Origin of the sequence: Blautia sp. MSK.18.38 (assembly GCF_024460535.1) — a bacterium.
In the GTDB taxonomy this organism is placed as follows: Bacteria; Bacillota; Clostridia; order Lachnospirales; family Lachnospiraceae; genus Blautia_A; species Blautia_A fusiformis.
The window spans coordinates 15,780-32,749 of sequence record NZ_JANFYP010000031.1 but is presented as its reverse complement, the minus strand read 5'-3'; the positions used below and the strand labels follow the sequence as shown (position 1 = coordinate 32,749).

The 16,970-nt window shown below is 43.2% G+C and carries 12 protein-coding genes; 1 reads left to right on the top strand and 11 read right to left on the bottom strand.

Annotated elements, in window-relative coordinates; translation table 11 throughout:
* Positions 1-101: 101 nt before the first annotated feature.
* Both NE638_RS15670 and NE638_RS15665 read right to left on the bottom strand, forming a co-directional pair.
* Positions 102-1,532, bottom strand: coding sequence for a hypothetical protein (locus NE638_RS15670; RefSeq protein ID WP_244094873.1), 1,431 nt, complete (start codon positions 1,530-1,532; stop codon positions 102-104).
* An 11-nt stretch (positions 1,533-1,543) separates the two neighbouring features.
* Positions 1,544-2,032 (bottom strand): sigma-70 family RNA polymerase sigma factor, encoded by a 489-nt coding sequence (locus tag NE638_RS15665; protein WP_118567189.1) that lies wholly within the window; start codon positions 2,030-2,032, stop codon positions 1,544-1,546.
* A gap of 261 nt (positions 2,033-2,293) precedes the next feature.
* On the opposite strand from NE638_RS15665, the gene NE638_RS15660 reads away from it, so the two are divergent.
* Complete coding sequence (locus NE638_RS15660) at positions 2,294-2,560, top strand: Fic family protein (protein WP_227235022.1); 267 nt, start codon at positions 2,294-2,296, stop codon at positions 2,558-2,560.
* A gap of 49 nt (positions 2,561-2,609) precedes the next feature.
* On the opposite strand, the gene NE638_RS15655 is transcribed toward NE638_RS15660, so the two are convergent.
* The 9 genes from NE638_RS15655 to NE638_RS15615 all read right to left on the bottom strand — a co-directional run bounded on the left by NE638_RS15655 (position 2,610) and on the right by NE638_RS15615 (position 16,967).
* Positions 2,610-4,358, bottom strand: coding sequence for a M56 family metallopeptidase (locus NE638_RS15655; protein ID WP_173746647.1), 1,749 nt, complete (start codon positions 4,356-4,358; stop codon positions 2,610-2,612).
* A 6-nt stretch (positions 4,359-4,364) separates the two neighbouring features.
* Positions 4,365-4,754 (bottom strand): BlaI/MecI/CopY family transcriptional regulator, encoded by a 390-nt coding sequence (locus NE638_RS15650; protein WP_026649345.1) that lies wholly within the window; start codon positions 4,752-4,754, stop codon positions 4,365-4,367.
* Positions 4,755-4,886: 132 nt separating this feature from the next.
* A complete protein-coding gene (locus NE638_RS15645) occupies positions 4,887-5,789 on the bottom strand; it encodes a hypothetical protein (protein WP_015542765.1) in 903 nt (300 codons plus the stop codon).
* Between the two features lie 411 nt (positions 5,790-6,200).
* Positions 6,201-6,986 carry a class B sortase gene (gene srtB, locus NE638_RS15640; protein WP_059085779.1) on the bottom strand — a complete coding sequence of 262 codons (786 nt, stop codon included), beginning with the start codon at positions 6,984-6,986 and terminating at the stop codon, positions 6,201-6,203.
* A gap of 68 nt (positions 6,987-7,054) precedes the next feature.
* Complete coding sequence (locus tag NE638_RS15635; RefSeq protein ID WP_244094872.1) at positions 7,055-13,573, bottom strand: SpaA isopeptide-forming pilin-related protein; 6,519 nt, start codon at positions 13,571-13,573, stop codon at positions 7,055-7,057.
* Positions 13,574-13,727: 154 nt separating this feature from the next.
* Positions 13,728-14,993, bottom strand: coding sequence for a hypothetical protein (locus NE638_RS15630; RefSeq protein ID WP_173746645.1), 1,266 nt, complete (start codon positions 14,991-14,993; stop codon positions 13,728-13,730).
* Between the two features lie 64 nt (positions 14,994-15,057).
* Positions 15,058-15,579 carry a hypothetical protein gene (locus NE638_RS15625; protein WP_244094871.1) on the bottom strand — a complete coding sequence of 174 codons (522 nt, stop codon included), beginning with the start codon at positions 15,577-15,579 and terminating at the stop codon, positions 15,058-15,060.
* A gap of 2 nt (positions 15,580-15,581) precedes the next feature.
* A complete protein-coding gene (locus NE638_RS15620; RefSeq protein WP_244094870.1) occupies positions 15,582-16,217 on the bottom strand; it encodes an ERF family protein in 636 nt (211 codons plus the stop codon).
* A gap of 36 nt (positions 16,218-16,253) precedes the next feature.
* Positions 16,254-16,967, bottom strand: a complete 714-nt coding sequence (locus tag NE638_RS15615; protein WP_059085777.1) for a hypothetical protein — start codon at positions 16,965-16,967, stop codon at positions 16,254-16,256.
* Between the last annotated feature and the right edge of the window lie 3 nt (positions 16,968-16,970).

The window sequence follows — 16,970 nt, the reverse complement described above, 5'->3', positions numbered from 1 at the left end:
TATCGCATCTGAAACGATGTTTTTAAGCAATCCGTCCCGAACGCTGCATCTAAAAGAAGCTGCCCACTACGGACAGCCTCTTCTCTATAATAAGATTTTCATTACTGATATATGTCCACCAATCCTGTTTTTAACATTGAATCTGAAAACTCATATGCAGCTCCATCACCGTTAAGATTCAGATATATATTATTCAAGTCATTCTCATTTACGATCCATGCCATATTCACCTGTATACTCTCACCAGGTTTTAATGAAGAAATATAGTTTCCTCCATTTCCATAATCCTCTGATATACTGTTGTATGTCATTTCAGCTGTACGTGCAACACCATCCCATATAACACGATTGTAGTCATCTCCGGACTGTTCTGTCGGATCGTAAATTTGATATGATCCATCTTCATGGTCCATCAACAGCAATGTACCAATATAAAGCATATGGTTAATTTCTTCATCTGACTTATTGGTATAAGTAACTGTCGCATAGACGAGCTTTTGTTTCACACTTTCTGTTTTTACAATCTCATCCACTGAATCAATGCCATTACCGGACTTAATATAAGACAGCGTATTATTTACTAAATTTCCATCAGTTCCAACTGCATCAGTCCATTCTTCCGGCACATTATTCTGACCAAGCAGCTGCAGATTGTCTTCCACCTGAACAGCATCAACACAAACTAAAATTTTATCATTTTCAATATAGTTGCCATCTCTGTCTTCACCAGATGCTGATATATCAAACACTTCACCAATCTGATGCATTAGCAATTTATTATCTGCAATAGAAGTCATCACTGCTTCTCCCGATGATTCTTCAGGGGATACCATTTCGCTCCACGTATACAAACCAGCGGTTTCAATCATTGTATCATTTTCGGTGATTACAAGGTTATCTACCACTTTAATGGCATCCTCTTTTGAAATATCATCACCGATATAAACAGTAATTACACGATATATATCTGGGCGAAGAAGATAAATCCTTTGATTAAAAGATCCATCCTCTGCCAGGTCATTATATTTAAGATATACACCTTCATAATTGCCAAAAGTTCGTTCCTCACAGTCAACAACATTCTTATCTTGCATTACTTTGCTCAAATCATCCCCGTCTAAAAGCACAGATGCAAAGCTGAATCCTCCGATTCGATCATGCTCAGGATATTCCAGATGGAATTCATCAATCCATTCCATACCTTCTGGAATATATCCTGCTGAGATATCTATATCATGAATTTTTTCAGGAAGATTAATTTTCCCTGTGCTGCCATCCGCCTTAATTCCCGTTACGATACTGTAGGCTCCTTGTTTTTCTAAAAACATATGATATAATTTGGCACCTGCATAGACTATGGTCGATGTAACCAATACACATACGGCTATTGCTGCAGCCACTCTGGCACCTGTCCATTTTTTCACTCTCCTTGTCTGAATATTAACCACCTTCGTGTCCTGAAGCTGTTTTTTCACTTCGCTTTGGATCATCGTGTGGATGAACTCCGGAGTTTCAGGAATATTTTTTTTCATATCCTCTAACCTCATACTGTCAACTCCTCACTTTCCTGTAAATTACGCTTAAGCTTTCCCCGTGCTCTGGCAAGTCTTTTTTGAACTGCTCCCTCGGTTATCTCAAGAATCTGCGCAATCTCTTTTATGTTGAAATCCTCAATATAGTACAGAATAACTGGCATTCGTAATTCTTCTTTCAAAGAATTTACGGCTCTGTACAAGTCACTGTAGTCAGTTTTCTGATCTGTCTCAATTTCTGTCATTTCACTCATCCCTTCCAAAGAAACAAGTTTACTCGACTTTCTCAAAAGAGTATAACACTCATTGATCAATATACGAATCAACCAAGTCTTGGCATATTTGTCATTTCTCAAAGTTCCAATCTTTGAAAATGCCTTAACAATCGTTTCCTGAATAGCATCCGCACAATCTTGATCGTTAATTAAAATTGTTTTGGCAGTAGAATACAATTGTCTCTCTGAATTGAGAATCAACGTCCCTAATTCTTCTTTGGTCACTTTAACACCACCTTTTTTATCCGGCCGGCAATTTTCATTTACATAAATTAGACGTACAGTTTTTCAAAATATCCCCAAATAAACTTTATTTTTTTAATAATAGAGGAAATAAAACTTTCCCCTCTGTTGACATGATATACCTGTCTTACTTCTTACCCATATACAATTGTGAAGGCTTTTTTCAACGTCGGTACATTAAAAAACGATAACTATGCCCGGGCCTGGTTAATCCGTATCTTAATCAACGAATGTTACAGCCTTGTGCGTAAATCCAGTAAATTTATCCCATTGGAAAATCTGGCTGACAGACAGAAATCGGAATCATCAACGGTATCAAAACAGATTTTGGCTTTTTGCACAACATCAAAATCAAAGAAAGAGCTTGCAGCATTTTGCGGCTTCAAAGATTTAAGAAACTTCACTTTGAAGCATATCAATCCGCTTTTAGAATCTGGGCAATTAGAAATGACGATTCCCGATAAACCTAAAAGTCGCAATCAAAAATATATTACGGTTCATTTTGAATAAACAAAGGAGCAGGGCATTGGGTAGCATCCCCATTGTCCTGCTTCTTTGTTTATTCTGTATAGATGTTCCCATTCTCATCCGTCCAGGTGCCGTCACCATTGTCTGTGTATCCGACCCCATCTGCGTCACAATAATAATAATCTCCGTTTGTTGTTTCTATTACATTAACAGTACCGTTACTGCCCTGAAGTTCATGCTGTTCCAGTTGGTTTCCGAAATGATAACCTTCGTCATTCCAGGTACGATATGAATTTCCATTGGCATCTGCCCAGTTTCCATCTCCCTGATAACTGTATCGGCTCCCATAAGCATCAGAATAGGTCCCATCTCCGTTATCGTAAAGAACTCTGGATTCTTCATCTCCTCCACCCGGTGCTACAATTGATGCTACACCGGAAGTAGTAGTGAATCCACTGGTATATGGTACGCCTGCTGGCAGATTTTCATAAGATGAAACAGACCCGTTGTTGTCAGAGGTAATTCCATCATCGGTCGTTTCACTTACCTGTCCGCTGTTTTCCATGGCAGGTTCATCATTTGTTTCCGCATCCGCTTTTTCCTCTTCGTCTACAGAATCCTCTGTATCTGTATTCTCTGTCACTCCTCCTTCGTCCTGTGTTTCAGCAGCTTTCTGCATAGTTACCATTTCAGAAAACGGTGCATAATCCGGTACATTATTTTTCTCTGGATCTGCATTTTTTTCAATACCAGACTTCTCCGTCTCTACTGAAACTGTATCTGTCCCGGCAGAGACATTAAATACCAGATTACCGCCTGCAAGCAGCAGCGTCACAAGAATTCCCGGAAGAATTCCTTTGCGGAGTTTCCGAATGTTCACCATATACAGAATCCGATCTTTAAACACCATTTCGCTGTCATTAAGACTTGCTGTCACATATGGAATCTGATTTTCCATGGCCACTGTCCTGAGAAGCAGCTGTCGATATAATTTATGTTCCTTTTTATTAACTCTGCGAACAACCGCTGTATCACACAGATTTTCAATATCCTTATCCGCTTCTTTCAGCATGATAAGAAGAAAGGGATTGAACCAGTATATCGATGCACAGATTCGAAGGAGCATCTTATACCAGAGATCCCGATGGCAATAATGTGTAAGTTCATGGTAAAAGATAAGTTTTCTTTCTTCTGCTGAATACCCGGTTGCTGGTAGATACAATTTTGTATGTAAAAGTCCTGCAAGAAGCGGTGTGGTAAGACCTGCGTTTTGCCTGAGTTCCGGTATTCTGCGTACGTGCTTCTTTTGACACGCTGCACGGTACATCTGAATACTCACCGTATCACTTACCTGTAGACTCATCCGTTCCAGATTCCTTATAGAAAAATAATATGCCAGCAATTCTCCTGTCAGTTTAAGTACCGCTACGCTCGGCCAGACAGCAGCAAAAATCAAAGCCACAATTCCCAGCCATTTATCTGATTCGTACCTGACAGTTCTCTTTTGTTCCGGGATTTCTGTCAAATTTTTCATGTCATTGCTCGCAGATGATACGGTTTCTGTTATCTTTTGACTTTTCTCTGGTCTGACTGCGTAATCCGTTATCTTCGGGTTTTGCGTATTCTGTTGACTGCTTCTAAGTACTTTGAAATCCACCAGTGCCAGATTCTCCGGAAGGCGCACCGGAACACAAAGGCTTATCGTAATCAATAGCCAGATAAAGTACTTCCATCTCGCTGATACACGTCCTTTAAACAGAGTCGCAAGCACTTTTACCAGTAAAATTACTACTGCTGCAATAATATTCAGTTTCAGAATGTGCAGAATAAGAACTTCCATAATTTGCTATTCCTCCCTGTCCTCCAGGTTCTTAAGAAATTCACTGAGATCCTGGACTTCTTCTGAGCTGATCTTCTTTCCATGATAAAGTGAAGTTACAAACTTTTTTAGTGAATTCCCATAAAGTTTCTCAAGAACACTCTGGCTTTCATGTGCCTGATAATCTGACTGCGAAACCAGGGGTGTATACAGATTCATTTTTCCCTGTTTCGTCACTTCCACGAAATTTTTGTTCTCCAATCTGGTCAGCAATGACAAAATTGTTGTTGATGCAAGCTTTTTCTTCATATTGATCACTTTCTCGATCTCCGGTCTGGTCATCGGCGGAGTATTATTCCAAAGAACGAGCATAATATCCAGCTCTGATTCCGGAAGTCTCTGGTAAGTTTTTTTCACTTTTTCATACCTCCTGTTACATATTTTCTACAAATGTAGGAATAACTCTATTTTACCACGGTTCACGGAAATGGCAAGGGCTTTTGCACAATTTGCAAATGCCCTTGCCATTCCTGCAGCTACTGACCACTATCAGTCTATTTCTGTATAACTGCTGCCATTTTCATCACTCCATGTCCCGTCTCCGTTGTCCGTAAATCCTGTACCATTTTCATCCTGGAAATAATAATCACCATTTGTAGTTTCCGTAACCGTCACAGTATTACCGTTTGCATCCTGAAGGTCATGCTGTTCCAACGTATGTCCCAGATGATGAGTATCATCATTCAGAGCTGAGTAGGTATTTCCATTTTCGTCGGTATAAGTCTCATCCCCATTATCGGTATAGTTCATTCCATCATCTCCACGATATTCACAAGAATAATCTTTGTGAAGAATGTAATTAATCTCAATGGTATTTCCATCACTGTCAACTAATGTCATTGGTGAAGTAGAAAGGATATCGGAATCATCATTGCTGTCCGAGGATTTTGCAGAAGCATTTTCTTCTGTATCGGAGGAATCTGAATCTCCTCCTGACTTCTGACTGGCAGTATCTGTAGTTGCCTTATCAGAATCATCAGAAGAATCATCGGTCTGGTTTTCATTCTCCTGTCTGGTAAGTGAAGGATTTCCAGGATACGAAATATATTCTACAAATTTTCTGACGTCACTGATGTCATCTGCATCTTTTGCATATCCCACTGCCATATACAGGCTGTTTCCTTCTGAATAAATTGTCTGATAGCAGGCATCGTATGTGTCATTGCATTTGGCAATCCCTGTTTTGACATCCTCCAGTGAATATTTATAGATATTTACATAATCATTTCCGTTCGTATAGCTTGCATAGGTACCTTCCGTATCTGCTTTTTCCCATTCAGATCCAGCCGGCGGCTGTGTATAGAAATCGTTATTTCCTGCTGCCATAACCGTTGCAGCTGAAAAAATCCCAAGTGTTGCTACCGTCATAAGTGTCATAAATTTTGTCTTCATCGTGGATTCTCCTAGAATTTTATTTTCTACATCTGTAGAAGTTAATTGTATTCTACAACTGTAGAATACAATTGTCAATTCTTTTTTCTATATTTTTTTATCATCTCAGTTTAATTTCTATTTTTCCTTCCACTGGGCTATATAAATCCAGAGGATCTTCATCGCTTTCATAAACACGTCCTTCGCCTTCTCCAAATGATTTGCGGCATACTGGACATGATAGTCAGAACTAATATTTCTTTTTTCATTTTTCTGCAATCGTATTTCCATCAAAAGTGCCATTTTACGCCATTCTTGCAATAAAAAAAAGGTCCTCCCGGATAGACTATTATTGTTCCTGTCCATCCAGAAAGACCTGAAAATTAAAATGTTATATTTTTTAGAAATTATCCATTAAATTTCTGCAAACATTTAAATAAAATCATGGGTTTCGTTTTCTACAAACTCCCCATCTAAGAAAGCAAGATCATCCGTAGCTTCCTGTACTTCTGCTTCCTCGTCAGAATATTCTATCTGCCCACCTTTCTCTTCCTGCCTTTCACACCATATGACCAGACGTTTGGAGGCATCTGTTCCACAGGTGGAAAGCAGAAGCGTCGGGACTTCTTCCTGCGTTCCAAGTAAAAAAGCATCTCCATCTGCCGGTGTATACTCGCATTTTACGATCACAAAGATCCATACCCCTTCATCCGGAAGATACAGATAGAGGATATGGTGTTCTTTTAAAAATTTATCGCCAAGGAAATTTCGAAGTCCGCGGAACATGCTGCCATCTTTCATATTGTGACCATAAATGATGTTCTTGTCATCAGAAAAATCGGCATTGTTATCGGAATCCAGGAAAATGGCCCCTGCCACATGTTCTGTCTTCTTAAAAGTATGCGTCAGGTAATAGGAGTCATCGTTTCCCTGAACTACCGGGTAATCAATGCTGGTATCTGGGATCCGGATCCATGCAACGATATCCGGATTGATCTTTTTTAATGCCTTAAAATCAACCACGGTCTGTTTCCCATCGCTTCCGTCTGTTCCTTCTGTGTGGTCATCCTCATCTGTTTCCTTGACGTATGTACGCAGGTCTTCATATTCCTGCACACCTTCCCGGTACATAAAGTAAATGCCAAAACCGGTACATACGCAAAAACTGAGTACCATCAGGCAGACTGCCACGATCATGATTTCTTTTATGTATCTCATACAAACCTCCGATTATTCTTCCTGGAAAAAGGGCTGCCGGTAAATCGAGCAGCCCTGAACCGTATTCCTTAATTTCCTTTTTTCTTCTTATACCAGATCACGCCGCCAATGCCGCAGGCAGAAAGGACTGCCAGAAGGATCGGAAGCCAGATGTTGGTGCTGTCCCCTGTTTTCGTGCTGTTTCCTGTCGGTGTGCTGCCGGAAGGGGATTTGGTGTTTTTGATCTCTTTTACGATCTCGATCACCTTGGTTTTTCCGTCTTTGTATTCAAAGCGGATCTCCTCTTTTTTGCAGCTTAATTCATAACCATTTGGTGCTTTGGTTTCTACCAGGATATATTCCACGGTTTTCTCTACTTTTCCATTTTTATAAGTAGCAATCGGAATCTTGCCGCTTGTCGCTGTTCCGGTCTTATCCGTTACCAGTTTTTCTACGACTTTTCCGCTTTCCTTTTCACGCAGTTCAAATTCTGCTCCTGGAAGGGCTGCCTTACTGGTGGAATCGGTCTTTTTGATGACCAGTTTTCCATACGGATGTGCGTCCTTCATTTTGACTTTCTGGATTTTTCCAGTATCTTTTACCGTAAATTTCACATCTTCCGCAATGAGGTATCCATCCGGGGCCTGCTCTTCACGAAGGGTATATTCGCCTACCGGAAGTTTTTCGACCATATGCGGTTTATCTGTGGATGTCCAGCTTTCAACTTTCTTTCCATCTTTATCCAGGATGATCAGTTTTGCTCCCGGTACCTCACTGGAATCCGTAATGTCTTTCTTGCTGATTTCCACTTTGGTCACATCATCAAGCATCTGGTGTTTCTGTACTTCTTTTGTGTTTTCGACGGTAAATTCAATACTTTCCGCAGTCACATAACCATCTGCCGGCTTTGTTTCTGTCATCTTGTATTTCTTTCCTACGATAAGACCCTTGATGATATGTGCTTCCTCTTTGGATACCCATTCATCCACCGTATTTCCATTCTCATCTGTTACCTTTAAGGATGCTCCCGGAAGTTCTTTTTTGTCCGTCAGGTCTGCTTTGGAAAGTTCTACCGTAGTCTGTTCATCTTCAAAGGTGAACGCATACTCTGCAACACTGGTTCCACTGCCCTGGTACTCAAAAGTGAATTCCTGCGGTTCCTGGTCTGTTACATAGCCATCCGGGGCGGCAAGTTCCTTAATGTAGTACCTGCTGTCAACCGGGAGATCTGCAACAAACTGGATCTTTCCATCCTCATCTGTGGTCTTCAGTTCGATCAGGGTGTCTTTCGCAAGGAGTACTTTTCCTTTAGAAGATACGATATCGTCTGCTGCATAGAGGCCAAAGATTGCCCCGGAAAGTACTTTGTCACTGTCCTTTTCTTTTTTCAGGACTTCCACCTGTACCCTCTGGCGCGCATTCTGCCAGTCGGCACTATAAGTAACCAGAGGTGTATCCTGGTCACGGTATGTAAGATCCACATATCTTGGTTCATTATCCAGAACGTAGCCATGTGCGGTCTCTTTTTCCACGATGTAATAACGTCCAAGCGGAAGGTTATCCATCTGGGCGATGCCATTTCCATCTGTTGTAATGGAGCCGACCAGTTCATCTGCCGCATAATAATCTGCACTTACCCCGTCAGCTGCACGGATGGCTTCTGCCGCGTAAACATTGAAGGTTACATCAGTCAGGTTTCCGGTCACATAGTTGAACAGGTGCTCGATCATGCCTTTTGCATTGTCAAGAAGGGATACGCTGTCTAAGAATTCCCCTTTCTTGTTTACCAGAAGTCTTGCTACCGGGACTTCATCCTCCATTTTGACTTTCTGTACTTCTGCAGTATCAGAGATCGTAAACTCTACGTCTGTTGCACGTAAGTAACCGTATGGTGCAAGCTCCTCACGCAGAATGTATGTTTTTCCAACCTGAAGTCTCTTGATCACATGAGGGGAATCTTTTACGGATGTCCAGGAATCGATCACGTTGCCATCCTTATCCAGTACACTCATGGAAGCCCCGTCAAGTTCTGTTCCAGTCGTGATGTCTGCTTTTGTCACTTCTACCGTTGTCGGCTGGTTTTTCTTCACGGATTTTAATTTGATCGTTTTTACGTCCTGGCCCTGGTATGTGGCATCAAATTCCAGGATCTCATCGGAAGATACATAACCCGCCGGCGCCTGCAGCTCTTTTACATAGTATCTGCCAAGCGGAAGATCCAGCGTAAACGCTGCCTTACCTTTTTCGTTGCTTGTGATCTCCTGAAGCAGTGTATCTGCTTTTACGATTACCTTGTCGCCGGAAGAAATTGCTTCTTTATTGTATAATCCAAAGGTTGCACCTTTTAAAGTCTTTCCGGTCTCGGCATCCTGTTTTTCCACACTCAGCTCTACTTTCTGGCGTTCATTGGAAAATTCCAGTTTTTCTTCGATCTCCGGTGTGTTCTGATCCTTATAGATAAAGGATACTTCCTGACTGTCTGGATTTAAGACAAATCCGGCCGGTGCTTTTGTTTCTTTCACACGGTATTTTCCAAGCGGAAGGTCTTTGATAACAGCTTCCCCATTTTTATTAGTGGTCACTGTTTTTACCAGGGTATCCTTTGCATAGATCACGTGACGGTTTCCCTGCTCGTCCACCTGATGATCCGGTGTGAAAATATCTTCTGCTGCGTAGATTTCAAATTCTGCCCCTTCCAGGGAAGTTTCTTCGTATACAAAATCCTTTTTAAAGGATTTTAAGGTTTCACCGGATTTATGGATCACCAGTTTACCTTTGACCGGATGGTTTTCATAGGTCACGGTAATGATGGCATCCCCGCTGACAGAATCCATCTGATAAGCTGTATTCTTGTCAACTTTGATCTCCACATACTTGGTATTCTGGGTGTAGCCATCCGGCGCGCTCACTTCCTCGATCCTGTAATTTCCGCATTTTAAGGATTCCGGAAGGATCAGGTAACCATTTTCGTCCGTAAAATAGGATTTATGGACAACCGTATTTGGATAGGTCGTTACCTGTTCCACATACTTTTTCGCATCCAGGTCGTACACTTTGAATTCTGTATTGGCAAGGAGGACCGGCTGTTTGGTCTCATCATCCTGTTTCACGATCTTAAGCTTTGCTTTGAACTCATCGTCCAAAAGGACTCTCCATACCTGCGGTGTGCTGCTGTTCTCGGTTACGGTTACGATAAAATCATCTACCGGCATAAAATTATGCGGTGTTGTAGTCTCACGGACAATGTAGTGTCCATAAGGAATCGGGATGCTGCACGCATAGCCGCGTTCATCGGTAAACATTTCTGTTTTTCCGTCTTCCGTAAGAACGATCGGGGTCGCATTTGTAAAGTCATAGCTTCCATCGTCCTTTACAGTCAGGCTGCTGATCAGATAAGCAGAGAATCCGGCACCTTTTAAAAGATCCGCATCGGTCTTATCATTATCCGCTGCTTTGATCAACTGGAATGGCTGTTTGATCACGTCTTCTTTGGAAACGGTATTTCGTTTTACCGTCTCTACCTGGTCTCCTTCGTAGTCGCAGTTTACATCATGCTCCTCTTCGTCCAGAAGATAACCTACTGGAGGCGTGATCTCCTTCAAATAATACTTTCCAAGATACAGGTTGCTTACGCTTGCTTTTCCCTCTTTATCGGTCGTCAGGGTAGCTACCTGCTCGTCCTTTTTATAAAGGACTCCGCTCCTGCCATCCGGATGGTTAATGTCTTCCCTTGCATAGAGCCCGTAAATGGCTCCTTCAAATACAGCATCTCCCTGTGCGCTGTTTCCTGTCTCGCTGTCTTCTTTTACCAGGTCGATTGTTGCATTTACACGCTTATTTGTAAAGGTATGGCTAAAGTTTACCTTTTCTTCCTTATCATTGGTAAACTTAAAAGTGAAGGTGTAAGTATCCTCACTGTTTCTAAGGTAAAGTTCCGGTGCCTGGATCTCCCGGATGCTGTAGCTGTAATTGATCGGAAGTTCCGCTTTATAAGAAGCTTTTCCATCGGCTCCGGTCGTTGCTTTTTCGATCAGGGTTCCTTTGGGAACAACGGTCTTACCATCAACTTTGATATCTTCTGCTGCATACAGCCCGTAGATGCCTCCGGAGAGTGGATTTTTTGTCTCTTCGTCCTGCTTTTCCACACGGACTGCTGCCTTCTGGCGTTCATTTAAAAAGGTGGCACTGCCAGTCTGCACTTCTACGGTCTGGCCTGCATACACAAGCTCAACAGTCTTAGACTCTCCTTTGCATACATAATTATCCGGAGCCTTCGTCTCGGTTACTGTGTAGGTGCCAAGATAGAGATCCTTTAACGTAACGCTTCCGTCATCTCCGGTAACCAGATTATCCTTGACAAGTGCACCTTTTTTATAGATGAGGGTGCCATCTGCCGCCTTGATATCTGCACCTGCATAAACACTGTAAACGGCTCCTTTCAATTTCCGTTTTTCGTAGGCAAAGGTCACACCATCTTCCGTGACGGTCGCTCCGGTAAGCACTTCTCCTTCTTTATAAATGGTGAGTGCACCTTTTTGCTCTTTATCCGTTAAGTTCTTGGAAGCGGTCTGCCCCACGACCAGTTTTACCCCATAGGCTTTCGTATCCAGCACATATCCGGATGGGCCTGAGATTTCACGAAGGTAAACGGTATCCTGTGTTTTGGTGATCTTTACTTCGGATTCCCCTTTTGCATTTGTTGCCGGCATTTTTTTGATAAGTTTCGTGCAGGCTTCATCTGCATAGATGCCGTAAACGGCACCTGCAAGGAGCGCGTTGCTCCCCTTATCTTTTTTGATGATCTTGACCGTTGCTTCATCCGGCCAGTCTACCTCCAGGTTCAGCTCCAGTGTATCGGTATAATATCCAAAGCCGATATCCTGGCTGTTCGCCAGATTTAAGAGCATGGCATGGAAATTAAGCGGATAGTTGGATGTGATCGCATATTTTCCTTTCAGGCTTCCAATATTCTGGGTGGTTGCTTCCAGATGGAATTTTTCACCGCCCTTTACGCTCACATTTCCGGTCCCGGTTTTTCCTGTCGTCTCATTTACAAGGGAGACCCCGTTTTCCAGATGGATCGTGATCACAAAAGCTGCGTTTGCCTTCCATGTGAAGGTCGGGCTCTGGTTTCCATTTGCAGAAGCACTGAGCCCAGGTGTCAGCTCCATGGTCGTTGGATCCGGCATCTTTGCAAGGGCTGCCTTGATCTCTTTTAACATGTTTTTGGCAGTTGTCGAAAGGGATCCTCCAAATCCGGATTCCCCGTCATATAAATAATCGACCAGATAATGCTGCATTGCACGGGTCTCGGAGGAACAGCCGTATTTTTCCATGATGGATTTGATATTATAGCCGTTGAATGTGCCGCCCCATCCGGGACCGCCATATCCGTAAAACATGGCCTTCCTTAAATAACGGTCATCGCCGCCTTCATCCAGTTCGACCATATTTTTATAAGTCGTTCCACTTGGCGGGGACTGTTTACTGTGCTGCATGCAGTATGCATAGACGGTATAAGTCTTTCCGCCTGCTTTGTAACGGATATACTTATAGGAATCATTTCCGCCCTGTCCCATAACAGAATCAAAAGGATGCAGTTTTCCATCTGAATAATAGTAATAGGTATTAGCTTCAATGTCTGTTGAATCATCCCACAAGTCTCCATCGGAAGCTACCATGGTACTAATACCGCCCTCAGCCTGGTCATATAGCACACTTAATGCAACATCATCTTCCGGCATCTCAAAGCTGAAGGAATTTGTTCCCTCATCGTAGCTTACTTCTGCATACAGAAGATCTTCGGTATTCTCTGTCTGGTTTGCTTCGACAAGACTTGTTCCCACTGCGATCAGGCTTCCCTGCGGGATATCACCGGAAAAGTTAACCGTCTCCCCCGTCTGGTAACGTCCGTCCTCGTGGTCCAGTTCAATATTGAATTCATTTCCCTGTACGATGTCAACCTGATGGCTTCCATCCTCTGGTTCCTCATCGGAAAATTCTTCTGCTTCCTCTTCTTCTGGCTCCTCCGTTTCTTCCGGCTCTTCCAGGGTTTCCGGGGCATCTTCCGGGCTTATGGTCGGGAGGACGGGGTCTGCCTCCGGTTCGTCATCGCCGCTTTCCTGTTCCTGACCGCCATTGGATCCGTCTGTTTCTGCTTCCCTTGGTGTCACCGTAATGTTTCTGGCAACCAGATAGGCTTCCCCGGATGCGGGTGTAACAAGATATACGCATTTATAGGTTCCCGCATGGTTATAATCAAATACAGTCCCGTCTTCCATTGCTGCTTTTTTCAGTTCCACATGGTCTCCTTCAGAGAGTTTCAGTCCTGTAAAATCATTCTGGATATCAAAGGCTTCCCCTTCGGTAACCATAAGCGCAAGTTCCGGATCAGCAACGGTTTCCTCGATCAGTTCTTCCTCGCTTTTCTCCGTCTGCGTTTCTGTCTGTGTTTCTGTCTGTACCTCGATCTGCGTCTCGCTCTGTGCGGAAACGCCTCCCACCTCAGCGGCGGATACTGCAGAAGCTCCTGTCTGCAAGAGCGTAGTGCAGCACAGAGCAAAAGCCATCGCACCCGCCATCCATCTTTTCTTCCAGTTTTTTTCCAAGTGCACGTTCTCCTTTCATGATCGCTTTTTTCCCTGCAGTTTTCTTTTGGTCCGTCTCTTATCTGCATCGCTTTCTCCTTTCTTCCGGCTTTTTCAGCCAGATAAAAAGGAAACTGAAAAAAATTCCAGTTTCCCTTTTATCTGACCAAACATTTTATGCCGTCTTCCTGTGTTCTTTTTCCTCTTTTTGAAGGATCCAGTCATCCACGCCTTTGTAGTGTTCCATCCAGGTACCGGATGCATCGGTATCCCAGGTAACTCTTTTGCAGGACACATTCAGTTCCTCACAGATCTCATATAGTTTTATACAGCCTTTTCGGATCATGTCCCTCTTTCTGCGCTTTCTGGGGCATTCTCCATGATACAGATGAATTCCATGTTCACATTGCCGGCACGCACTTTTTTCATCGTGCTTACAGGACAATTCCATCATTTTATCCATGTCGTAACATTCGTAAACTCTTTTTAACCCCTGCTCTTTCAGTTTTCGCAAGACAGTTTCCAGTCCTTTATGATTGGAAACTCCAGGGACTCCGATATAAGGATTTCCTGTACACATCCATGCGATCTCTGCCTTTAAGATCCCTTCTGTTACGTAAACCGTGCCATCCTTTATTTTCCCAAACATTCCTGCCGGGCTGCCGCTTGATGTGCCTTTTTCTAAGCCGCTGCTGGTAAACCAGAGGTACTTCCGTTCTTTTAAAGGAACATCCAGCCGGATCTGGAATCCTATGATCCGTTCCTTCCCATCCCGGACCGGGCAAAGATACCCGTTATTCTTCCTATAAAAAGCAGCTTCCCAGTCACCATCCCGGTTGATGAAAAATCCAGGAACCCCATCCAGGCGAAATCCCTTTTTTAAGAGCTTTCTGGCAATGGCCACGGAATTCTCCTCATCCGTACTTAAAAAACCTCGTTCTTCCATCTGTCTGACCTCATTTAACGTCAGCCCACGTAGGAGGAGGTTCCTCCGGTGTGTTTCCTTAAGCTTAAGAAAAGTGAGCATCTCCTTATATACCTGGTCCCGGTAATCCCATTCCTCTTCCGTAAGGGAAATGCGTTTCTTTTTAGGAACGATAGAAGCGAACCCATTTCGTGTCGTGGCCTGCTGCCTTTCATCCGTTCCAGAAAAAGAAAGTGCCTGCCTTATCTCACGGTAGGCTTCTTTATACCGGTTCCTTCCATAAATGCCGGATAGTTCCGCATACAGTGTCAGCATGTTTCCGGATGCTCCGCAATGATAGCAATGGTAAACATTTTTCAGTTCTCCATTTTTGCAGATGCAAAAACCGCATTTTCCTCTTAAATCCCCGCAAAAAGGACATTCCACCGGAAATTCGTCCTGGTAAGAATCACTCAGTCTTCGGATTGACAAAAGATCTGCTACTTCTGCGATCGTAAACGATTCTCTGGCATACATGCCTTCCTCCTTTTCATAAAAGATGGCCCCGTTCCCGGAGCCACCTCGAACTGTTTCTCTGTTTTCAGGCTGCTTTTTGCATTTCCTTTTCATGATCCAAAAGAATCTTCGCAGCTTTCTTTATTTCCTGATTCTGGCCTTTGTAACGCTGTACCAGCCATTTGATCGTCTGGTAACCTCTGGCATCCTGCATCATTTCCCCAAGAGGGGTTCCGGCATAGACACCAAAATTGCAGATAACCTTTTCTGCCCATTTCACTTCGTCTTCTGCATCCTCTACGTTATCTATATCCTCTACCGTTTCCTCTGCCGTCTCTTCTGGTGTTTCTTCCTCTTCTTCTGCATCAAAAGAAATCTCATCATCCTCATCAAATGGAACTTCATCCGTTTCTTCTACTGCACGGAAACCGTCTGCATCCGTCTCGGCAGTAATTTCCTCATCTACGGAGATTTCCTCGGTCTGAACCGGATCTTCCGCTTTGGTTTCTTCATCGGAAAATTCTTCCAGTCCGCTTTCACTTTCTTCCATTCCAAAAGTCATCTGTCTAGGCAGGTTTTCTTCTGTATCCGTTACTGCATATTCCACTTTTACAGGATCTTCGGATATGGCATTTCCATCACGCAGTTTTTTACGGTCCGTTTTCTTTTCCTGACCGGTTCCGTTTGCTCCTGCTTTGCTGCGGTTTCTTTTCTTTCTGTCTTTTCCTGTTTCTTTTTCGGCTTTTCCGGTTTTACGGAAGCTTCCTGCTTCGGCATTTCTTCTTTTTCCGTCCCACGCATGTCCGGATCGTTCATTCCAGATGCCTGCATGATATTGAATTTATTCAAGAAATAATATTTCAGGCCATACGTCCATGCCGCACCTTTTGCTTTATCCGGTGCTTCATTGGTTCCAATGACATGCAAAAAGCTCCGTACCTTGTCTCCCGGACGGTCTGCATTGGTCCAGCACAGTTCCAGGTCAGCCTCATATCTCCAGAGTGCTCCCATTTCCTTTAAAAACACGGAATTGCCCTGTTCGTCCATCTGAGTCGGCCTTTCACTTAAGATGTCAAAATCGACCCCGTATTTATTAAGGGCCGGTGTCAGGCATTCATAAATATCATCCAGTTTTACAAAATCATAAGTAACGTCCTCACTGTACCGTTTGCGGATCAGCTTCGGCACCTTTCTTCTGATCTTGATCATCTTCTGGTTCAGATTCATGTAATTGTATTTACCCATATTATTCGTTTCCTCCTGATTTTTTCATTTTTTATACTAAGCAGAACGCGGAAGGCTTACCTCCGGCCCTGTCCCAGTCTTTTTTAACATTTCTTCCATTTCCTCCCGGATACATCCGATACAGATCTTCTTTTTTGAGATCTCCGGAAGTTTTTCAAGCAGCCACTTCTGGGCGAAAAGCTCTGCTGCCCGCTGTGGGTTGCTTAAATATTCCAGAAACATCCAGTCAGAAAATTCCCACTTCATATCCGCAAAATGAAACTGCGGCTGATAGATCAGATCCTCCGGCCGCTTTCCTTTTTTAATAAAACGGTCTGCATTTAGCTGGATATAAACCCTGCTGATCTCCGGGATCATCTGTGAAGCTGCATACCCGCCTTTTAACAAAAGTTCATCCCATTGTTCCCGGATAAGTTTCTTTCCAATGCGGCTTATCTGTGTTTCCAGTTTCGGGATCAGATCCTCACGCACAGGAAAACCAAAATCATCCGGTATCCCGATCGGCTTCAGAAAAAGATCTTCTGCTTCATAAAGGGAATACTCCGGCATGTGGATCACGGCACACCAGTTCCGGTCTGTTTTTCTGTTTTCCTTTAAACAGTCAAAGAAAAAGAAACAGTTTCCATATCTTGCCTTTATAAACAGCTGTCCGGAAAATTCTTTTACTTCACAATCCGGCGATTTCAGCCATGCGATCAGTTTTTCTGCCTCCCTGCTCTCTTTTAACCAGTCCGGAAGTTTTCTATCCATCAC

Bases quoted from the DNA above. Each gene is read 5' to 3' on its own strand.
- NE638_RS15670 (WP_244094873.1), bottom strand. From the start codon at position 1,532: ATGAAAAAAAATATTCCTGAAACTCCGGAGTTCATCCACACGATGATC.
- NE638_RS15655 (WP_173746647.1), bottom strand. From the start codon at position 4,358: ATGGAAGTTCTTATTCTGCACATTCTGAAACTGAATATTATTGCAGCA.
- NE638_RS15645 (WP_015542765.1), bottom strand. From the start codon at position 5,789: ATGAAGACAAAATTTATGACACTTATGACGGTAGCAACACTTGGGATT.
- srtB (WP_059085779.1), bottom strand. From the start codon at position 6,986: ATGAGATACATAAAAGAAATCATGATCGTGGCAGTCTGCCTGATGGTA.
- NE638_RS15630 (WP_173746645.1), bottom strand. From the start codon at position 14,993: ATGTATGCCAGAGAATCGTTTACGATCGCAGAAGTAGCAGATCTTTTG.
- NE638_RS15620 (WP_244094870.1), bottom strand. From the start codon at position 16,217: ATGGGTAAATACAATTACATGAATCTGAACCAGAAGATGATCAAGATC.
- NE638_RS15615 (WP_059085777.1), bottom strand. From the start codon at position 16,967: ATGGATAGAAAACTTCCGGACTGGTTAAAAGAGAGCAGGGAGGCAGAA.